Raw genomic sequence first — 14081 nt, 5'->3', positions numbered from 1 at the left:
ACGGCCCTTCTGGACCCGTCCGGCCTCTCTTGACCGGCGACATCCGGCCACCGCTCGTACGCTCGGTTCATGCCAGAGGTGTACGCGGCCCGCAGAGAGCGGCTCCGGGAGCGGTGTGCGGCCGGCGGGAGCGAGACGGCGCTCGTCACCCGCCCGGCCAATGTGAGGTACCTCGCCGGCGCGGCCCCGGCCGGTGCCGTGCTCCTGCTGGGAGTGACCGAGGACCTCCTGCTGTGCGGCAGTCCGCCGAGCGGCGAGGCCGGGGAAGGACGCCCCGACGAGACCCTGCTCGTACGGGTGCTGCCGCGCGCCGGCGGTGATGCCGCCGTCGCCGCCGCCGAGGTCGCCGCGGCCCAGGGCGCCGAGTCCGTCGCCGTCGAGGAGCACCATCTGACCGTGGCACGGCACCGCGCCATCCTCTCCGTGGCGCCGCGGCTGCGCCTCGGAGACCTGGGCGCAGCGGTGGAGCAGCTGCGGGTGATCAAGGACGAGGAGGAGATCTCCTCGCTGCGGATCGGCGCCGAGATCGTCGACCAGGCGCTGGGGGAGCTCCTGGAGTCCATCCTCGTCGGCCGCACGGAGCGGCACCTCGCCCTGGAACTGGAGCGCCGCCTCGTCGACCACGGTGCCGACGGCCCGGCCTTCCCGACCGCCGTCGGCACCGGCCCGAACTCCGGGCGGCGCGGCCACCGGCCCACCGACCGGCGTGTCGAGGAGGGCGACTTCCTCTCCGTCTGCCTCGGCGCGACCTACCGCGGCTACCGCTGCGAGATCGGCCGCACCTTCGTCATCGGCACCTCGCCCGCGGACTGGCAGATCGAGCTCTACGACCTGGTCTTCGCCGCCCAGCGAGCCGGGCGGGAGGCGCTGACACCCGGCGCCGCCTTCCGTGACGTGGACCGGGCCGCGCGTCAGGTACTGGACTCCGCGGGGTACGCGGAGGCACTTCCTCCGCTGACCGGGCACGGTGTCGGGCTCGAAATCGACGAGGACCCGCAGCTGGCCCCCGCGGCCATGGGTAAACTGGACGCTTGTGTGCCGGTCACCGTCGAACCGGGGGTCCACCTCCCGGGCCGGGGCGGTGTCCGGATCGATGACACGCTCGTCGTCCGCCCCGAGGCGGACGGCGGACCCGAGCTACTCACCATCACGACCAAGGAGCTGCTCGCGCTCTAGCTTCGAGCTGTGCGCGTGTCCCGGGGTCGTCCACGTCAGTCCAGGAGATTCCGCAACCGTGGCTTCCACGAACGACCTCAAGAACGGCATGGTGCTCAAGCTCGAAGGCGGCCAGCTCTGGTCCGTCGTCGAGTTCCAGCACGTCAAGCCCGGCAAGGGCCCGGCCTTCGTGCGCACCAAGCTCAAGAACGTGCTCTCCGGCAAGGTCGTCGACAAGACGTTCAACGCCGGTGTCAAGGTCGAGACGGCCACTGTCGACAAGCGCGACATGCAGTTCTCGTACATGGACGGCGAGTACTTCGTCTTCATGGACATGGAGACCTACGACCAGCTGCACGTCGACCGGAAGGCCGTCGGCGACGCCGCGAACTTCCTGATCGAGGGCTTCACCGCCACCGTCGCGCAGCACGAGGGCGAGGTGCTCTTCGTCGAGCTGCCGGCCGCTGTCGAGCTCGTCATCCAGGAGACCGAGCCGGGCGTCCAGGGCGACCGTTCCACCGGTGGCACCAAGCCCGCCACCCTGGAGACCGGCCACCAGATCAACGTGCCGCTCTTCATCACCACCGGCGAGAAGATCAAGGTCGACACCCGCACGAGCGACTACCTCGGCCGGGTGAACAGCTAACCGTGGCTGCCCGCAACACGGCACGCAAGCGCGCCTTCCAGATCCTCTTCGAGGGCGACCAGCGCAGCGTGGACGTCCTGACGGTCCTCGCGGACTGGATCCGGCACTCCCGGACCGACACCCGGCAGCCTCCGGTGAGCGAGTACACGATGGAGCTGGTCGAGGGCTACGCCGAGAAGGCGTCGCGGATCGACGAGCTCATCGCGCAGTACGCCGTCGGCTGGACGCTGGACAGGATGCCGGTCGTCGACCGCAACATCCTCCGCCTCGGCGCCTACGAGCTGATCTGGGTCGACGAGACCCCGGACGCCGTGGTGCTCGACGAGGCGGTGCAGCTGGCCAAGGAGTTCTCCACGGACGACTCGCCCTCGTTCGTGAACGGCCTGCTGGGCCGGCTGAAGGACCTGAAGCCGTCGCTCCGCCGCGACGAGGCCTGACCGCACGACGCGCACCCGGGCGTGCGCCCGCAAGGGCCGTGCCCGCAGGTGTGCGCCACCAGATGCGTGGCGCACACGCAGGCGCTGTACCACGCACGCCACGCGCGCGAAGGTACGGAACGCCGGAGGGCCCGCAGCAGATCATGCTGCGGGCCCTCCGGCGTCCTGGTGCCCGGGAGGCTTCCGAGGCGCTCAGAAAGCCGCCGGGGTGGCCGGAACACCATGGTTCCGGCCACCCCGGCGGCACGTTTCTGCTGAGTGGTGCGAAGGGCTCAGGCCTCTTCGTGGGTGACGGCGCGACGCGCGTCCGCGTCCAGGACACCCCAGCTGATCAGCTGCTCGGTGAGGACCGAGGGCGACTGGTCGTAGATGACCGCGAGGGTGCGCAGGTCGTCCTGGCGGATCGACAGCACCTTGCCGTTGTAGTCACCGCGCTGCGACTGGATCGTGGCCGCGTACCGCTGGAGAGGACCTGCCTTCTCCGCCGGGACGTGGGCAAGACGCTCCAGGTCGAGGACGAGCTTCGGCGGCGGCTCGGCGGCTCCGCCCGGGGTGGTGCCCGGCAGCAGCTCCTGCACCGGCACTCCGTAGAAGTCCGCCAGCTCCGCGAGGCGCTGCACGGTGACCGCGCGGTCTCCGCGCTCGTACGATCCGACCACGACCGCCTTCCAGCGACCCTGGGACTTCTCCTCGACGCCGTGGAGGGAAAGGCCCTGCTGGGTGCGGATGGCGCGGAGCTTGGCCCCGAGCTGTTTGGCGTATTCGCTGGACATATAGCTCCCCGGACCTGTATCAACGTGCGGCTCCGCCGCGCGGCTGGTGACTCTGGTGACTCACTGTGAGGTTACGCAGCGTTACTCTTCCCCGTCAAGCCGAACGGTTCGCACCGACCCTTCCGTGGGAGTCACGCGCGGTGGCTCAAAGGGATGTGATCAGGGACGTTGCCGGGCTGGTATGGTCGATGGCGCAATTCCGACGTCCTTTAATGATCCGTCCCGTGAGGCGGAGAAGGAGGTCCGTTTCGTATGGACACAGAGCAGGACAAGCAGCAGCACGAGTCCGATGCCCGGCCCGTTCTCGAAGGCCCCGACATCGCGCGGGTGCTGACCCGTATCGCCCACGAGATCGTCGAGCGCGCCAAGGGCGCCGACGACGTGGTGCTCCTCGGCATTCCGACCCGAGGCGTCTTCCTGGCCCGCAGGCTCGCGGCCAAGCTCGAAGAGATCACCGGCCGAAAGATCCCGGTCGGCTCCCTCGACATCACCATGTACCGCGACGACCTGCGCATGCACCCGCCGCGCGCGCTGGCCCGCACCGAGATCCCCGGTGACGGCATCGACGGCCGCCTGGTCGTCCTCGTCGACGACGTGCTCTTCTCCGGCCGCACCATCCGCGCCGCGCTCGACGCGCTGAACGACATCGGCCGTCCGCGTGCCGTGCAGCTCGCCGTCCTCGTCGATCGCGGCCACCGCGAACTGCCCATCCGTGCCGACTACGTCGGCAAGAACCTCCCCACGTCGTTGCGGGAGGCGGTCAAGGTCCAACTCGCCGAGGAGGACGGTCGCGACACCGTGCTGCTCGGCGCGAAGCGGACCTCCCCGGGCGAGCGGCAGTAGCACTCCCCCGTACGGCACCGCGCCGTACGCCCGACGAGTGCCCTGCGCGCCCCCGCATGCCCGAATCCTCCTGAACTGCCTTACGGAGCCTGACAGATGCAGCGTCATCTCATCTCGGCCGCCGACCTCACCCGCGACGACGCCGTCCTGATCCTCGACACCGCCGAGGAGATGGCCCGGGTCGCCGACCGGCCGATCAAGAAGCTGCCGACCCTGCGCGGCCGCACCGTCGTGAACCTCTTCTTCGAGGACTCGACCCGGACCCGGATCTCCTTCGAGGCCGCAGAGAAGCGCCTCTCGGCGGACGTCATCAACTTCACCGCCAAGGGGTCGAGCGTCTCCAAGGGCGAGTCCCTCAAGGACACCGCCCAGACCCTCGAAGCCATGGGTGTCGACGCCGTCGTCATCCGGCACGGCGCCTCCGGAGCCCCCTACCGGCTGGCCACCTCCGGCTGGATCGACGCCGCCGTCATCAACGCCGGCGACGGCACCCACCAGCACCCCACCCAGGCCCTGCTCGACGCCTTCACCATGCGGCGCCGCCTCGTCGGCCGTGACGCCGGCATCGGCCAGGACCTGTCCGGCAAGCGCATCACGATCGTCGGCGACGTCCTGCACAGCCGCGTCGCCCGGTCCAACGTCGACCTGCTGCACACCCTCGGCGCCGAGGTCACCCTCGTCGCCCCGCCGACCCTGGTGCCCGTCGGTGTCGAGTCCTGGCCGTGCGAGATCTCGTACGACCTCGACAGCACCCTGTCCAAGTCCGACGCCGTGATGATGCTGCGCGTCCAGCGGGAGCGGATGAACGCGGCGTTCTTCCCGACCGAGCGCGAGTACTCGCGGCGCTACGGCCTCGACGGCGACCGCATGGCGCGGATGCCCGAGCACGCCATCGTGATGCACCCCGGCCCGATGGTCCGCGGCATGGAGATCACCGCCGAGGTCGCCGACTCCGATCGCTGCACCGTCGTCGAGCAGGTCGCCAACGGCGTCTCCATCCGGATGGCCGTCCTGTACCTGCTGCTCGGCGGCAACGAGCCCGCCGTCACCCACACCCGCCCGCCCGTCTCCCACCACCACCCTTCCAACGAGCGCTCCGCGCACACCATTTCCGCGGACGAGGAGAAGTAAGACCATGAGCAAGATCCTGATCCGTGGTGCGAAGGTGCTCGGGGGCGAGCCCCAGGACGTCCTGATCGACGGCGAGGTCATCGAGGCCGTCGGCACCGCACTGTCCGCCGAGGGCGCGGAGGTCGTCGAGGCCGACGGCAAGGTGCTGCTGCCGGGTCTGGTCGACCTGCACACGCATCTGCGCGAGCCGGGCCGCGAGGACTCCGAGACCGTGCTCACCGGAACCCGCGCGGCGGCGAGCGGCGGGTTCACGGCCGTCTTCGCGATGGCCAACACCTTCCCCGTCGCCGACACCGCCGGCGTCGTCGAGCAGGTCTACCGGCTCGGGCAGGAGCACGGCTACTGCGACGTGCAGCCCATCGGCGCCGTCACCGTCGGCCTGGAGGGCAAGAAGCTCGCCGAACTGGGCGCCATGCACGAGTCCGCGGCCGGCGTGACCGTGTTCTCCGACGACGGCAAGTGCGTGGACGACGCGGTGATCATGCGCCGCGCGCTGGAGTACGTGAAGGCCTTCGGCGGCGTCGTCGCCCAGCACGCCCAGGAGCCTCGCCTCACCGAGGGCGCCCAGATGAACGAGGGCGTCGTCTCGGCCGAGCTGGGCCTCGGCGGGTGGCCGGCGGTGGCCGAGGAGTCGATCATCGCCCGGGACGTCCTGCTCGCCGAGCACGTCGGCTCGCGCGTCCACATCTGCCACCTCTCGACCGCCGGCTCCGTCGAGATCGTCCGCTGGGCCAAGTCCCGCGGCATCGACGTCACCGCCGAGGTCACCCCGCACCACCTCCTGCTCACCGACGAGATGGCGCGCACCTACAACCCGGTCTACAAGGTCAACCCGCCGCTGCGCACCGAGCGCGACGTCATGGCCCTGCGTGAGGCCCTCGCCGACGGCACGATCGACATCGTCGCCACCGACCACGCGCCGCACCCGCACGAGGACAAGGACTGCGAGTGGGCCGCGGCGGCCATGGGCATGGTCGGCCTGGAGACCGCGCTGTCCGTCGTCCAGCAGACGATGGTGGAGACCGGACTGCTCGACTGGGCCGGTGTCGCCGACCGCATGTCCGTCAAGCCCGCGCGGATCGGCCGCGCCGCCGGTCACGGACGTCCCGTCTCGGCTGGTGAGCCCGCGAACCTCACGCTGGTGGACACGGCATACCGTGGGGCCGTGGACCCCGCGGGCTTCGCCTCGCGCAGCCGCAACACCCCCTACGAGGGCCGCGAGCTGCCGGGCCGGGTCACGCACACCTGGCTGCGGGGCAAGGCCACCCTCGTCGACGGGAAGCTCGCGTGACACCTCTCATCTCGATGGCCGCCGAACAGAAGTCGGCGGAAGTGACCGACTGGGCCGCCCGGATCGGCTGGCTCGTGGGCCTCGCCCTGTTCGTCGCACTCGTCTACTGGCTGATGCGCGAGGGCTGGAAGTGGCGCGGCACCCTCCAGGGAGACCTGCCCGAGCTGCCCACCCGCCCGTCGGCCGGCACCCTCGACGGAGGCGGCGAGCCGCAGGCGCCTGGAGTGCCGGAACACCCCGGCCCGGCGAGACTGAGCATGAGCGGCCGCTACCACGGCTCCACCACCGCCGGGCAGTGGCTCGACCGGATCGTGGCGCACGGCCTGGGCACCCGCAGCCGGGTCGAGCTCACCCTGACGGACGAGGGACTGGACGTCGTGCGCCCGGGCGCCACCGACTTCTTCGTCCCGGCCGCCGCGCTGCGCGAGGCCCGGCTCGACAAGGGCATCGCGGGCAAGGTCCTCACCGAGGGCGGGCTGCTGGTCGTCACCTGGGCGCACGGCGAGAGGCTGATCGACTCCGGCTTCCGCTCGGACCGCTCGGCCGAGCACGGCGACTGGGTCGACGCAATCAACTCCATGATCAACAAGACGGAAACGGAAGGCGCACGATGACGACCTCCACAAGGGGAGCCTCGAAGGTTCCCGCGGTACTCGTCCTGGAGGACGGCCGGATCTTCCGCGGCCGTGCCTACGGGGCCGTGGGGGAGACCTTCGGCGAAGCGGTGTTCTCCACCGGCATGACCGGCTACCAGGAGACCCTCACCGACCCGTCGTACCACCGCCAGGTCGTGGTGATGACCGCCCCGCACGTCGGCAACACCGGCGTCAACGACGAGGACCCCGAGTCGCAGCGCATCTGGGTCTCCGGCTATGTCGTACGCGACCCCGCGCGCGTGCCCTCCAACTGGCGGGCCAAGCGCTCGCTGGACGAGGAGCTGCGCCACCAGGGCGTCGTCGGCATCAGCGGGATCGACACCCGCGCCCTCACCCGCCACCTGCGCGAGCGCGGCGCCATGCGCGTCGGCATCTTCTCCGGCAACGCCCTGCCCGACGAGGGCACCATGCTCGCCGAGGTGCGCCAGGCGCCCGAGATGAAGGGCGCGAACCTCTCCGCCGAGGTCGCCACCAAGGAGACGTACGTCGTCCCCGCGATCGGCGAGAAGAAGTTCACCGTCGCCGCGGTCGACCTGGGCATCAAGGGCATGACCCCGCAGCGCATGGCCGAGCGCGGCATCGAGGTGCACGTCCTGCCCGCGACGGCCACGGCCGAGGACGTCTTCGCCGTGAACCCCGACGGCGTGTTCTTCTCCAACGGCCCGGGCGACCCGGCCACCGCCGACGGCCCGGTCGCGGTCATGCAGGCGGTGCTGGAGCGCAGGACCCCGCTCTTCGGCATCTGCTTCGGCAACCAGATCCTCGGCCGTGCCCTCGGCTTCGGCACCTACAAGCTGAAGTACGGCCACCGCGGCATCAACCAGCCGGTGCAGGACCGCACGACCGGCAAGGTCGAGGTCACCGCGCACAACCACGGCTTCGCCGTCGACGCCCCGCTCGACAAGGTGTCCGACACCCCCTACGGCCGCGCCGAGGTCTCCCACGTCTGCCTCAACGACAACGTGGTGGAGGGCCTCCAGCTGCTCGACCAGCCGGCCTTCAGCGTCCAGTACCACCCCGAAGCGGCAGCCGGCCCGCACGACGCCGCCTACCTGTTCGACCGCTTCGTATCCCTGATGGAGGGCCAGCGTGCCTAAGCGCACCGATATCCAGTCCGTCCTGGTCATCGGCTCCGGCCCGATCGTCATCGGCCAGGCCGCCGAGTTCGACTACTCCGGCACCCAGGCGTGCCGGGTCCTGAAGTCCGAGGGCCTGCGGGTCATCCTCGTGAACTCCAACCCGGCGACGATCATGACCGACCCGGAGATCGCCGACGCCACCTACGTCGAGCCGATCACCCCGGAGTTCGTCGAGAAGATCATCGCCAAGGAGCGCCCCGACGCGCTGCTGCCCACCCTCGGCGGCCAGACGGCGCTCAACACCGCGATCTCCATGCACGAGCAGGGTGTGCTCGCGAAGTACGGCGTCGAGCTCATCGGCGCCAACGTCGAGGCGATCAACAAGGGCGAGGACCGCGACCTCTTCAAGGGCGTCGTCGAGGCCGTGCGCGAGAAGATCGGCCACGGCGAGTCCGCCCGGTCCGTCATCTGCCACTCCATGGACGACGTCCTGGGGGGCGTCGAGACGCTCGGCGGCTACCCCGTCGTCGTACGCCCCTCCTTCACCATGGGCGGCGCCGGCTCCGGCTTCGCCCACGACGAGGAGGAACTGCGCCGCATCGCCGGCCAGGGCCTCACGCTCTCCCCGACCACCGAGGTGCTCCTGGAGGAGTCCATCCTCGGCTGGAAGGAGTACGAGCTGGAGCTGATGCGCGACAAGAACGACAACGTCGTGGTCGTCTGCTCCATCGAGAACTTCGACCCGATGGGCGTGCACACCGGCGACTCCATCACCGTCGCGCCGGCCATGACGCTGACCGACCGCGAGTACCAGCGGCTGCGCGACATCGGCATCGCGATCATCCGCGAGGTCGGCGTCGACACCGGCGGCTGCAACATCCAGTTCGCGGTCAATCCCGACGACGGCCGCATCATCGTCATCGAGATGAACCCGCGCGTCTCGCGCTCCTCGGCGCTCGCCTCCAAGGCGACCGGCTTCCCGATCGCCAAGATCGCGGCCAAGCTCGCCGTCGGCTACACGCTCGACGAGATCCCGAACGACATCACCGAGAAGACCCCGGCGTCCTTCGAGCCGACCCTCGACTACGTCGTCGTGAAGGCCCCGCGTTTCGCCTTCGAGAAGTTCCCCTCCGCCGACTCCACGCTGACCACGACCATGAAGTCGGTCGGCGAGGCCATGGCGATCGGCCGCAACTTCACCGAGGCGCTCCAGAAGGCGCTGCGCTCCCTGGAGAAGAAGGGCAGCCAGTTCACCTTCGTCGGCGAGCCCGGCGACAAGGCCGAGCTGCTGCGCGAGGCGGTCCGGCCCACCGACGGGCGCATCAACTCCGTCATGCAGGCCGTGCGCGCGGGCGCCACGCCCGAGGAGGTCTTCGAGGCGACGAAGATCGACCCCTGGTTCGTCGACCAGCTCTTCCTGATCAAGGAGCTCGCGGACGAGCTGGCCGCCGCCGAGAAGCTGGACCCGGAGCTGCTCGCCGAGGCCAAGCGGCACGGCTTCTCCGACGCCCAGATCGCCGAGATCCGCGGGCTGCGCGAGGACGTCGTCCGTGAGGTGCGGCACGCGCTCGGTGTGCGCCCGGTGTACAAGACGGTGGACACCTGCGCCGCCGAGTTCGCCGCGAAGACGCCGTACTTCTACTCCTCCTACGACGAGGAGACCGAGGTCGCCCCGCGCGAGAAGCCCGCGGTGATCATCCTGGGCTCCGGCCCGAACCGCATCGGGCAGGGCATCGAGTTCGACTACTCCTGCGTCCACGCCTCCTTCGCGCTGAGCGACGCCGGCTACGAGACCGTGATGGTCAACTGCAACCCGGAGACCGTGTCGACCGACTACGACACCTCCGACCGGCTGTACTTCGAGCCGCTGACCCTCGAGGACGTCCTGGAGATCGTCCACGCGGAGTCGCTGGCCGGCCCGATCGCGGGTGTGGTCGTACAGCTCGGCGGCCAGACCCCGCTGGGCCTGTCGCAGGCGCTCAAGGACAACGGCGTGCCGGTCGTCGGCACGTCCCCCGAGGCGATCCACGCCGCCGAGGACCGCGGCGCCTTCGGCCGCGTCCTCGCCGAGGCGGGCCTGCCGGCCCCCAAGCACGGCACGGCCACCACCTTCGCCGAGGCCAAGGCCATCGCCGACGAGATCGGCTACCCGGTCCTGGTGCGCCCCTCGTACGTCCTCGGCGGGCGCGGCATGGAGATCGTCTACGACGAGACCCGGCTGTCGTCCTACATCGCCGAGTCCACCGAGATCAGCCCCTCCCGGCCGGTCCTGGTCGACCGGTTCCTCGACGACGCGATCGAGATCGACGTCGACGCGCTCTACGACGGCGAGGAGCTCTACCTCGGCGGCGTCATGGAGCACATCGAGGAGGCCGGCATCCACTCCGGCGACTCGGCGTGCGCCCTGCCTCCGATCACGCTCGGCGGGTTCGACATCAAGCGCCTGCGGGCCTCCACGGAGGCCATCGCGAAGGGCGTCGGCGTCCGCGGTCTGATCAACATCCAGTTCGCGATGGCGGGCGACATCCTCTACGTCCTGGAGGCCAACCCGCGCGCCTCGCGCACCGTCCCCTTCACCTCGAAGGCGACCGCGGTGCCGCTGGCGAAGGCCGCCGCCCGCATCTCGCTGGGCGCGACCGTCGCCGAGCTGCGGGCCGAGGGCCTGCTGCCGGCCAACGGCGACGGCGGCACGCTGCCGCTGGACGCGCCGATCTCCGTCAAGGAGGCCGTCATGCCGTGGTCGCGCTTCCGCGACATCCACGGGCGCGGCGTCGACACGGTGCTCGGCCCGGAGATGCGCTCCACCGGCGAAGTGATGGGCATCGACTCGGTGTTCGGCACGGCCTACGCCAAGTCGCAGGCGGGCGCGTACGGTCCGCTGCCGACCAAGGGCCGCGCCTTCATCTCGGTCGCCAACCGCGACAAGCGCTCGATGATCTTCCCGGCGCGTGAACTCGTCGCCCACGGCTTCGAGCTGCTCGCGACGTCCGGCACCGCCGAGGTCCTCAAGCGCAACGGCATCAACGCCACGATCGTGCGCAAGCAGAGCGAGGGCGAGGGCCCGAACGGCGAGAAGACCATCGTCCAGCTGATCCACGACGGCCAGGTCGACCTCATCGTCAACACGCCGTACGGCACCGGCGGCCGCCTCGACGGCTACGACATCCGTACGGCCGCGGTGGCCCGCTCCGTGCCCTGCCTCACCACGGTCCAGGCGCTCGCCGCCGCCGTCCAGGGGATCGACGCGCTCAACCACGGCGACGTGGGCGTGCGCTCGCTCCAGGAACACGCCGAGCATCTGATCGCGGCCCGCGACTAGCAGCCCCGAGGGGGACACCGGAAACGGTGTCCCCCTCTTCATGAGGCTCCTCATGAGGTCCCGGTCCACGGGTCTCACGAGGGCACGTCTGACGAGGACACAGAGATGTACAAGCTTTTCTTCCGTCTGGTTTTCAAACGGATGGACCCCGAGCAGGCCCACCACCTCGCCTTCCGCTGGATCCGTCTGGCCGCCCGCGTCCCGGTGCTGCGGACGTTCGTCGCGGCGGCGCTGGCGCCCCGCCACGAGGAACTGCGCACGGAGGCGTTCGGCCTGCGCATGCACGGCCCCTTCGGGCTGGCGGCCGGCTTCGACAAGAACGCCGTCGCCATCGACGGCATGTCGATGCTGGGCTTCGACCACATCGAGATCGGCACCGTGACGGGGGAGCCGCAGCCCGGCAACCCCAAGAAGAGGCTGTTCCGCCTCGTCGAGGACCGGGCACTGATCAACCGCATGGGGTTCAACAACGAGGGCTCCGCGGCCGTCTCCGAGCGCCTGGCCGCCCGCACGCCCGTCTTCAGGACGGTCGTCGGCGTCAACATCGGCAAGACCAAGGTCGTCCCCGAGGAGGAGGCCGTCGGCGACTACGTGAAGTCGACCGAGCGACTGGCCCGGCACGCCGACTACCTCGTCGTCAACGTCAGCTCCCCGAACACACCCGGTCTGCGCAATCTCCAGGCGACCGAGGCACTGCGCCCGCTGCTGAGCGCCGTGCGCGAGGCCGCCGACCGCTCGGTCACCGGCCGCCGCGTGCCGCTCCTGGTCAAGATCGCTCCCGACCTCGCCGACGAGGACGTCGACGCGGTCGCCGACCTCGCAGTGGAGCTCGGACTGGACGGCATCATCGCGACCAACACCACCATCGCGCGCGAGGGCCTCGGTCTGAAGTCCGACGCCTCCCTGGTCAAGGAGACCGGCGGCCTCTCCGGAGCGCCCCTGAAGGCGCGCTCCCTGGAGGTCCTGCGCCGCCTCTACGCGCGCGTGGGCGACCGGATCACCCTGGTGGGCGTCGGCGGCATCGAGAACGCCGAGGACGCCTGGCAGCGCATCCTGGCCGGCGCCACGCTGGTCCAGGGCTACAGCGCCTTCATCTACGAGGGTCCCTTCTGGGGCCGCGCCATCCACAAGGGGCTCGCCGCGCGCCTTCGTACGAGCCCGTACGCCACCCTCGCCGACGCGGTCGGCGCCGACGTGAGGAAGTCCGCATGAGCCTGGAACCCTTCGGCGCACGACTGCGCCGCGCGATGGACGAGCGCGGGCCCCTGTGCGTGGGCATCGACCCGCACGCGTCCCTGCTCACCGACTGGGGCCTCGGCGACGACATCGCGGGCCTGGAGCGCTTCAGCCGCACCGTGGTGGAGGCGCTGGCCGACCGGGTGGCGGTCCTCAAGCCGCAGAGCGCGTTCTTCGAGCGCTTCGGCTCACGCGGGATCGCGGTGCTGGAGAAGTCGGTCGAGGAGGCCCGTGCGGCCGGCGCCCTGGTCGTCATGGACGCCAAGCGCGGCGACATCGGCTCGACCATGGCCGCGTACGCGGAGACCTTCCTGCGCAAGGACGCGCCGCTCTTCTCGGACGCGCTGACCGTCTCGCCGTATCTCGGCTACGGCTCGCTGAAGCCCGCGGTGGAACTGGCCCGCGAGAGCGGCGCCGGGCTCTTCGTGCTCGCGCTGACGTCCAACCCGGAGGGCGGCGAGGTCCAGCACGCCGTCCGTGCCGACGGCCGGAACGTCGGGGCGACCGTGCTCGGGCACCTGGCCGCCGAGAACGCGGGGGAGTCGCCGCTCGGCTCCTTCGGCGCCGTGGTCGGTGCCACGCTCGGTGATCTGTCCTCCTACGACCTCGACATCAACGGCCCTCTCCTCGCGCCCGGGATCGGCGCCCAGGGGGCGACGGCGGGCGATCTGGCGGGTGTCTTCGGAGCGGCCGTGCGCAACGTCGTCCCGAACGTGAGCCGGGGTGTTCTGCGTCACGGTCCCGACGTCGTCGCGCTGCGGGAGGCCGCGGAGCGTTTCGCTGAGGAGATCAGGGCCGCCGTCGAGGCCGCCTGAGGGCCTTCGCCGGCCGCTCGCCGGACCGCCGGGACGGTCCGGCGAGCACTCCGACCCTCGATCTGCAGTCCTCCGATGAGTGTCCGCGGAGCGCCTTGAGTCTGAATACATTCTCAAATCCGGGGCAGTATGTCGGAAATGTCTGGCTCCAGGGAGGCTGACCAGGACTTTTCCGCTGTTCTCGCTGACTCTGGCGCACTTGCCCGCTAGTCTCCGTCGAGTGGGGGCACCTCCCACGCTTCAAGGCAGTGGGGGAGAACGGGCAAGCGTGTTGCTCGTAGCTCCCCAGGTGTGGGGCGACTAGGTTCCTCACCGGTCCGTATCCGACAGTTCGACATCCGAGGTGACGTAGGCGTGGCTCTTCCGCCCCTTACCCCTGAACAGCGCGCAGCCGCGCTCGAAAAGGCCGCCGCGGCTCGCCGGGAGCGGGCCGAGGTCAAGAATCGACTCAAGCACTCCGGCGCCTCTCTTCACGAGGTCATCAAGCAGGGCCAGGAGAACGACGTCATCGGCAAGATGAAGGTCTCCGCCCTCCTTGAGTCCCTGCCGGGCGTGGGCAAGGTCCGCGCCAAGCAGATCATGGAGCGACTCGGGATCTCCGAGAGCCGCCGCGTGCGTGGCCTCGGCTCGAACCAGATCGCCTCCCTGGAGCGCGAGTTCGGCGGCTCCGGCGCCTGAGTCCTGGGCACTCCGGGATTGC

The 14081-nt window shown here is 70.3% G+C and carries 13 protein-coding genes; 12 read left to right on the top strand and 1 reads right to left on the bottom strand.

The features are described 5' to 3' along the window. Nucleotides 1-69: 69 nt before the first annotated feature. From BKI49_RS05360 to nusB, 3 genes are read left to right on the top strand one after another with little or no spacing between them, the layout of a single operon-like run. Nucleotides 70-1176 (top strand): aminopeptidase P family protein, encoded by a 1107-nt coding sequence (locus BKI49_RS05360; protein ID WP_095933032.1) that lies wholly within the window; start codon nt 70-72, stop codon nt 1174-1176. Between the two features lie 58 nt (nt 1177-1234). Beyond that, nucleotides 1235-1801: an elongation factor P gene (gene efp, locus BKI49_RS05355; protein ID WP_095933031.1), complete on the top strand. Its 567-nt coding sequence runs from the start codon at nt 1235-1237 to the stop codon at nt 1799-1801. Nucleotides 1802-1803: 2 nt separating this feature from the next. Beyond that, complete coding sequence (gene nusB / locus BKI49_RS05350) at nt 1804-2238, top strand: transcription antitermination factor NusB (RefSeq protein ID WP_095933030.1); 435 nt, start codon at nt 1804-1806, stop codon at nt 2236-2238. A gap of 272 nt (nt 2239-2510) precedes the next feature. Here nusB and bldD read toward each other — a convergent pair whose 3' ends face one another. Continuing rightward, nucleotides 2511-3011, bottom strand: coding sequence for a transcriptional regulator BldD (gene bldD, locus BKI49_RS05345; RefSeq protein ID WP_028803692.1), 501 nt, complete (start codon nt 3009-3011; stop codon nt 2511-2513). A 252-nt stretch (nt 3012-3263) separates the two neighbouring features. On the opposite strand from bldD, the gene pyrR reads away from it, so the two are divergent. The 9 genes from pyrR to BKI49_RS05300 all read left to right on the top strand — a co-directional run bounded on the left by pyrR (nt 3264) and on the right by BKI49_RS05300 (nt 14059). Then, on the top strand, nt 3264-3854 hold the full coding sequence (gene pyrR, locus BKI49_RS05340; RefSeq protein ID WP_095933029.1) for a bifunctional pyr operon transcriptional regulator/uracil phosphoribosyltransferase PyrR: 591 nt from the start codon (nt 3264-3266) through the stop codon (nt 3852-3854). A 96-nt stretch (nt 3855-3950) separates the two neighbouring features. After that, nucleotides 3951-4985 (top strand): aspartate carbamoyltransferase catalytic subunit, encoded by a 1035-nt coding sequence (locus BKI49_RS05335; protein WP_095933028.1) that lies wholly within the window; start codon nt 3951-3953, stop codon nt 4983-4985. 4 nt (nt 4986-4989) lie between these two features. Next, a complete protein-coding gene (locus BKI49_RS05330; protein ID WP_095933027.1) occupies nt 4990-6276 on the top strand; it encodes a dihydroorotase in 1287 nt (428 codons plus the stop codon). 14 nt (nt 6277-6290) lie between these two features. Then, a complete protein-coding gene (locus BKI49_RS05325; protein ID WP_095933148.1) occupies nt 6291-6890 on the top strand; it encodes a PH-like domain-containing protein in 600 nt (199 codons plus the stop codon). After that, nucleotides 6887-8029 carry a glutamine-hydrolyzing carbamoyl-phosphate synthase small subunit gene (carA, locus tag BKI49_RS05320; RefSeq protein WP_095933026.1) on the top strand — a complete coding sequence of 381 codons (1143 nt, stop codon included), beginning with the start codon at nt 6887-6889 and terminating at the stop codon, nt 8027-8029. The genes BKI49_RS05325 and carA overlap by 4 nt, the downstream gene beginning before the upstream one ends. Beyond that, a complete protein-coding gene (gene carB / locus BKI49_RS05315; RefSeq protein WP_095933025.1) occupies nt 8022-11330 on the top strand; it encodes a carbamoyl-phosphate synthase large subunit in 3309 nt (1102 codons plus the stop codon). Before carA ends, carB begins: the two co-directional genes overlap by 8 nt. Before the next feature lie 105 nt (nt 11331-11435). Continuing rightward, nucleotides 11436-12542, top strand: a complete 1107-nt coding sequence (locus tag BKI49_RS05310; protein WP_095933024.1) for a quinone-dependent dihydroorotate dehydrogenase — start codon at nt 11436-11438, stop codon at nt 12540-12542. Next, the gene (pyrF, locus tag BKI49_RS05305; protein ID WP_095933023.1) at nt 12539-13381 is read left to right on the top strand and encodes an orotidine-5'-phosphate decarboxylase; all 843 of its coding nucleotides are present in this window, start codon (nt 12539-12541) and stop codon (nt 13379-13381) included. Before BKI49_RS05310 ends, pyrF begins: the two co-directional genes overlap by 4 nt. A gap of 354 nt (nt 13382-13735) precedes the next feature. After that, nucleotides 13736-14059: an integration host factor gene (locus BKI49_RS05300; protein ID WP_016638838.1), complete on the top strand. Its 324-nt coding sequence runs from the start codon at nt 13736-13738 to the stop codon at nt 14057-14059. Nucleotides 14060-14081 lie beyond the last annotated feature (22 nt).

It is taken from the genome of Streptomyces sp. Tue6028, assembly GCF_002300165.1.
GTDB lineage: Bacteria > Actinomycetota > Actinomycetes > Streptomycetales > Streptomycetaceae > Streptomyces > Streptomyces siamensis.
Note: the sequence above shows the minus strand (reverse complement) of the source record. Positions and strands in the feature narration are given on the sequence as shown.

Bases quoted from the DNA above. Each gene is read 5' to 3' on its own strand.
- BKI49_RS05360 (WP_095933032.1), top strand. From the start codon at position 70: ATGCCAGAGGTGTACGCGGCCCGCAGAGAGCGGCTCCGGGAGCGGTGT.
- bldD (WP_028803692.1), bottom strand. From the start codon at position 3,011: ATGTCCAGCGAATACGCCAAACAGCTCGGGGCCAAGCTCCGCGCCATC.
- pyrR (WP_095933029.1), top strand. From the start codon at position 3,264: ATGGACACAGAGCAGGACAAGCAGCAGCACGAGTCCGATGCCCGGCCC.
- BKI49_RS05335 (WP_095933028.1), top strand. From the start codon at position 3,951: ATGCAGCGTCATCTCATCTCGGCCGCCGACCTCACCCGCGACGACGCC.
- BKI49_RS05330 (WP_095933027.1), top strand. From the start codon at position 4,990: ATGAGCAAGATCCTGATCCGTGGTGCGAAGGTGCTCGGGGGCGAGCCC.
- BKI49_RS05325 (WP_095933148.1), top strand. From the start codon at position 6,291: ATGGCCGCCGAACAGAAGTCGGCGGAAGTGACCGACTGGGCCGCCCGG.
- carA (WP_095933026.1), top strand. From the start codon at position 6,887: ATGACGACCTCCACAAGGGGAGCCTCGAAGGTTCCCGCGGTACTCGTC.
- BKI49_RS05310 (WP_095933024.1), top strand. From the start codon at position 11,436: ATGTACAAGCTTTTCTTCCGTCTGGTTTTCAAACGGATGGACCCCGAG.
- pyrF (WP_095933023.1), top strand. From the start codon at position 12,539: ATGAGCCTGGAACCCTTCGGCGCACGACTGCGCCGCGCGATGGACGAG.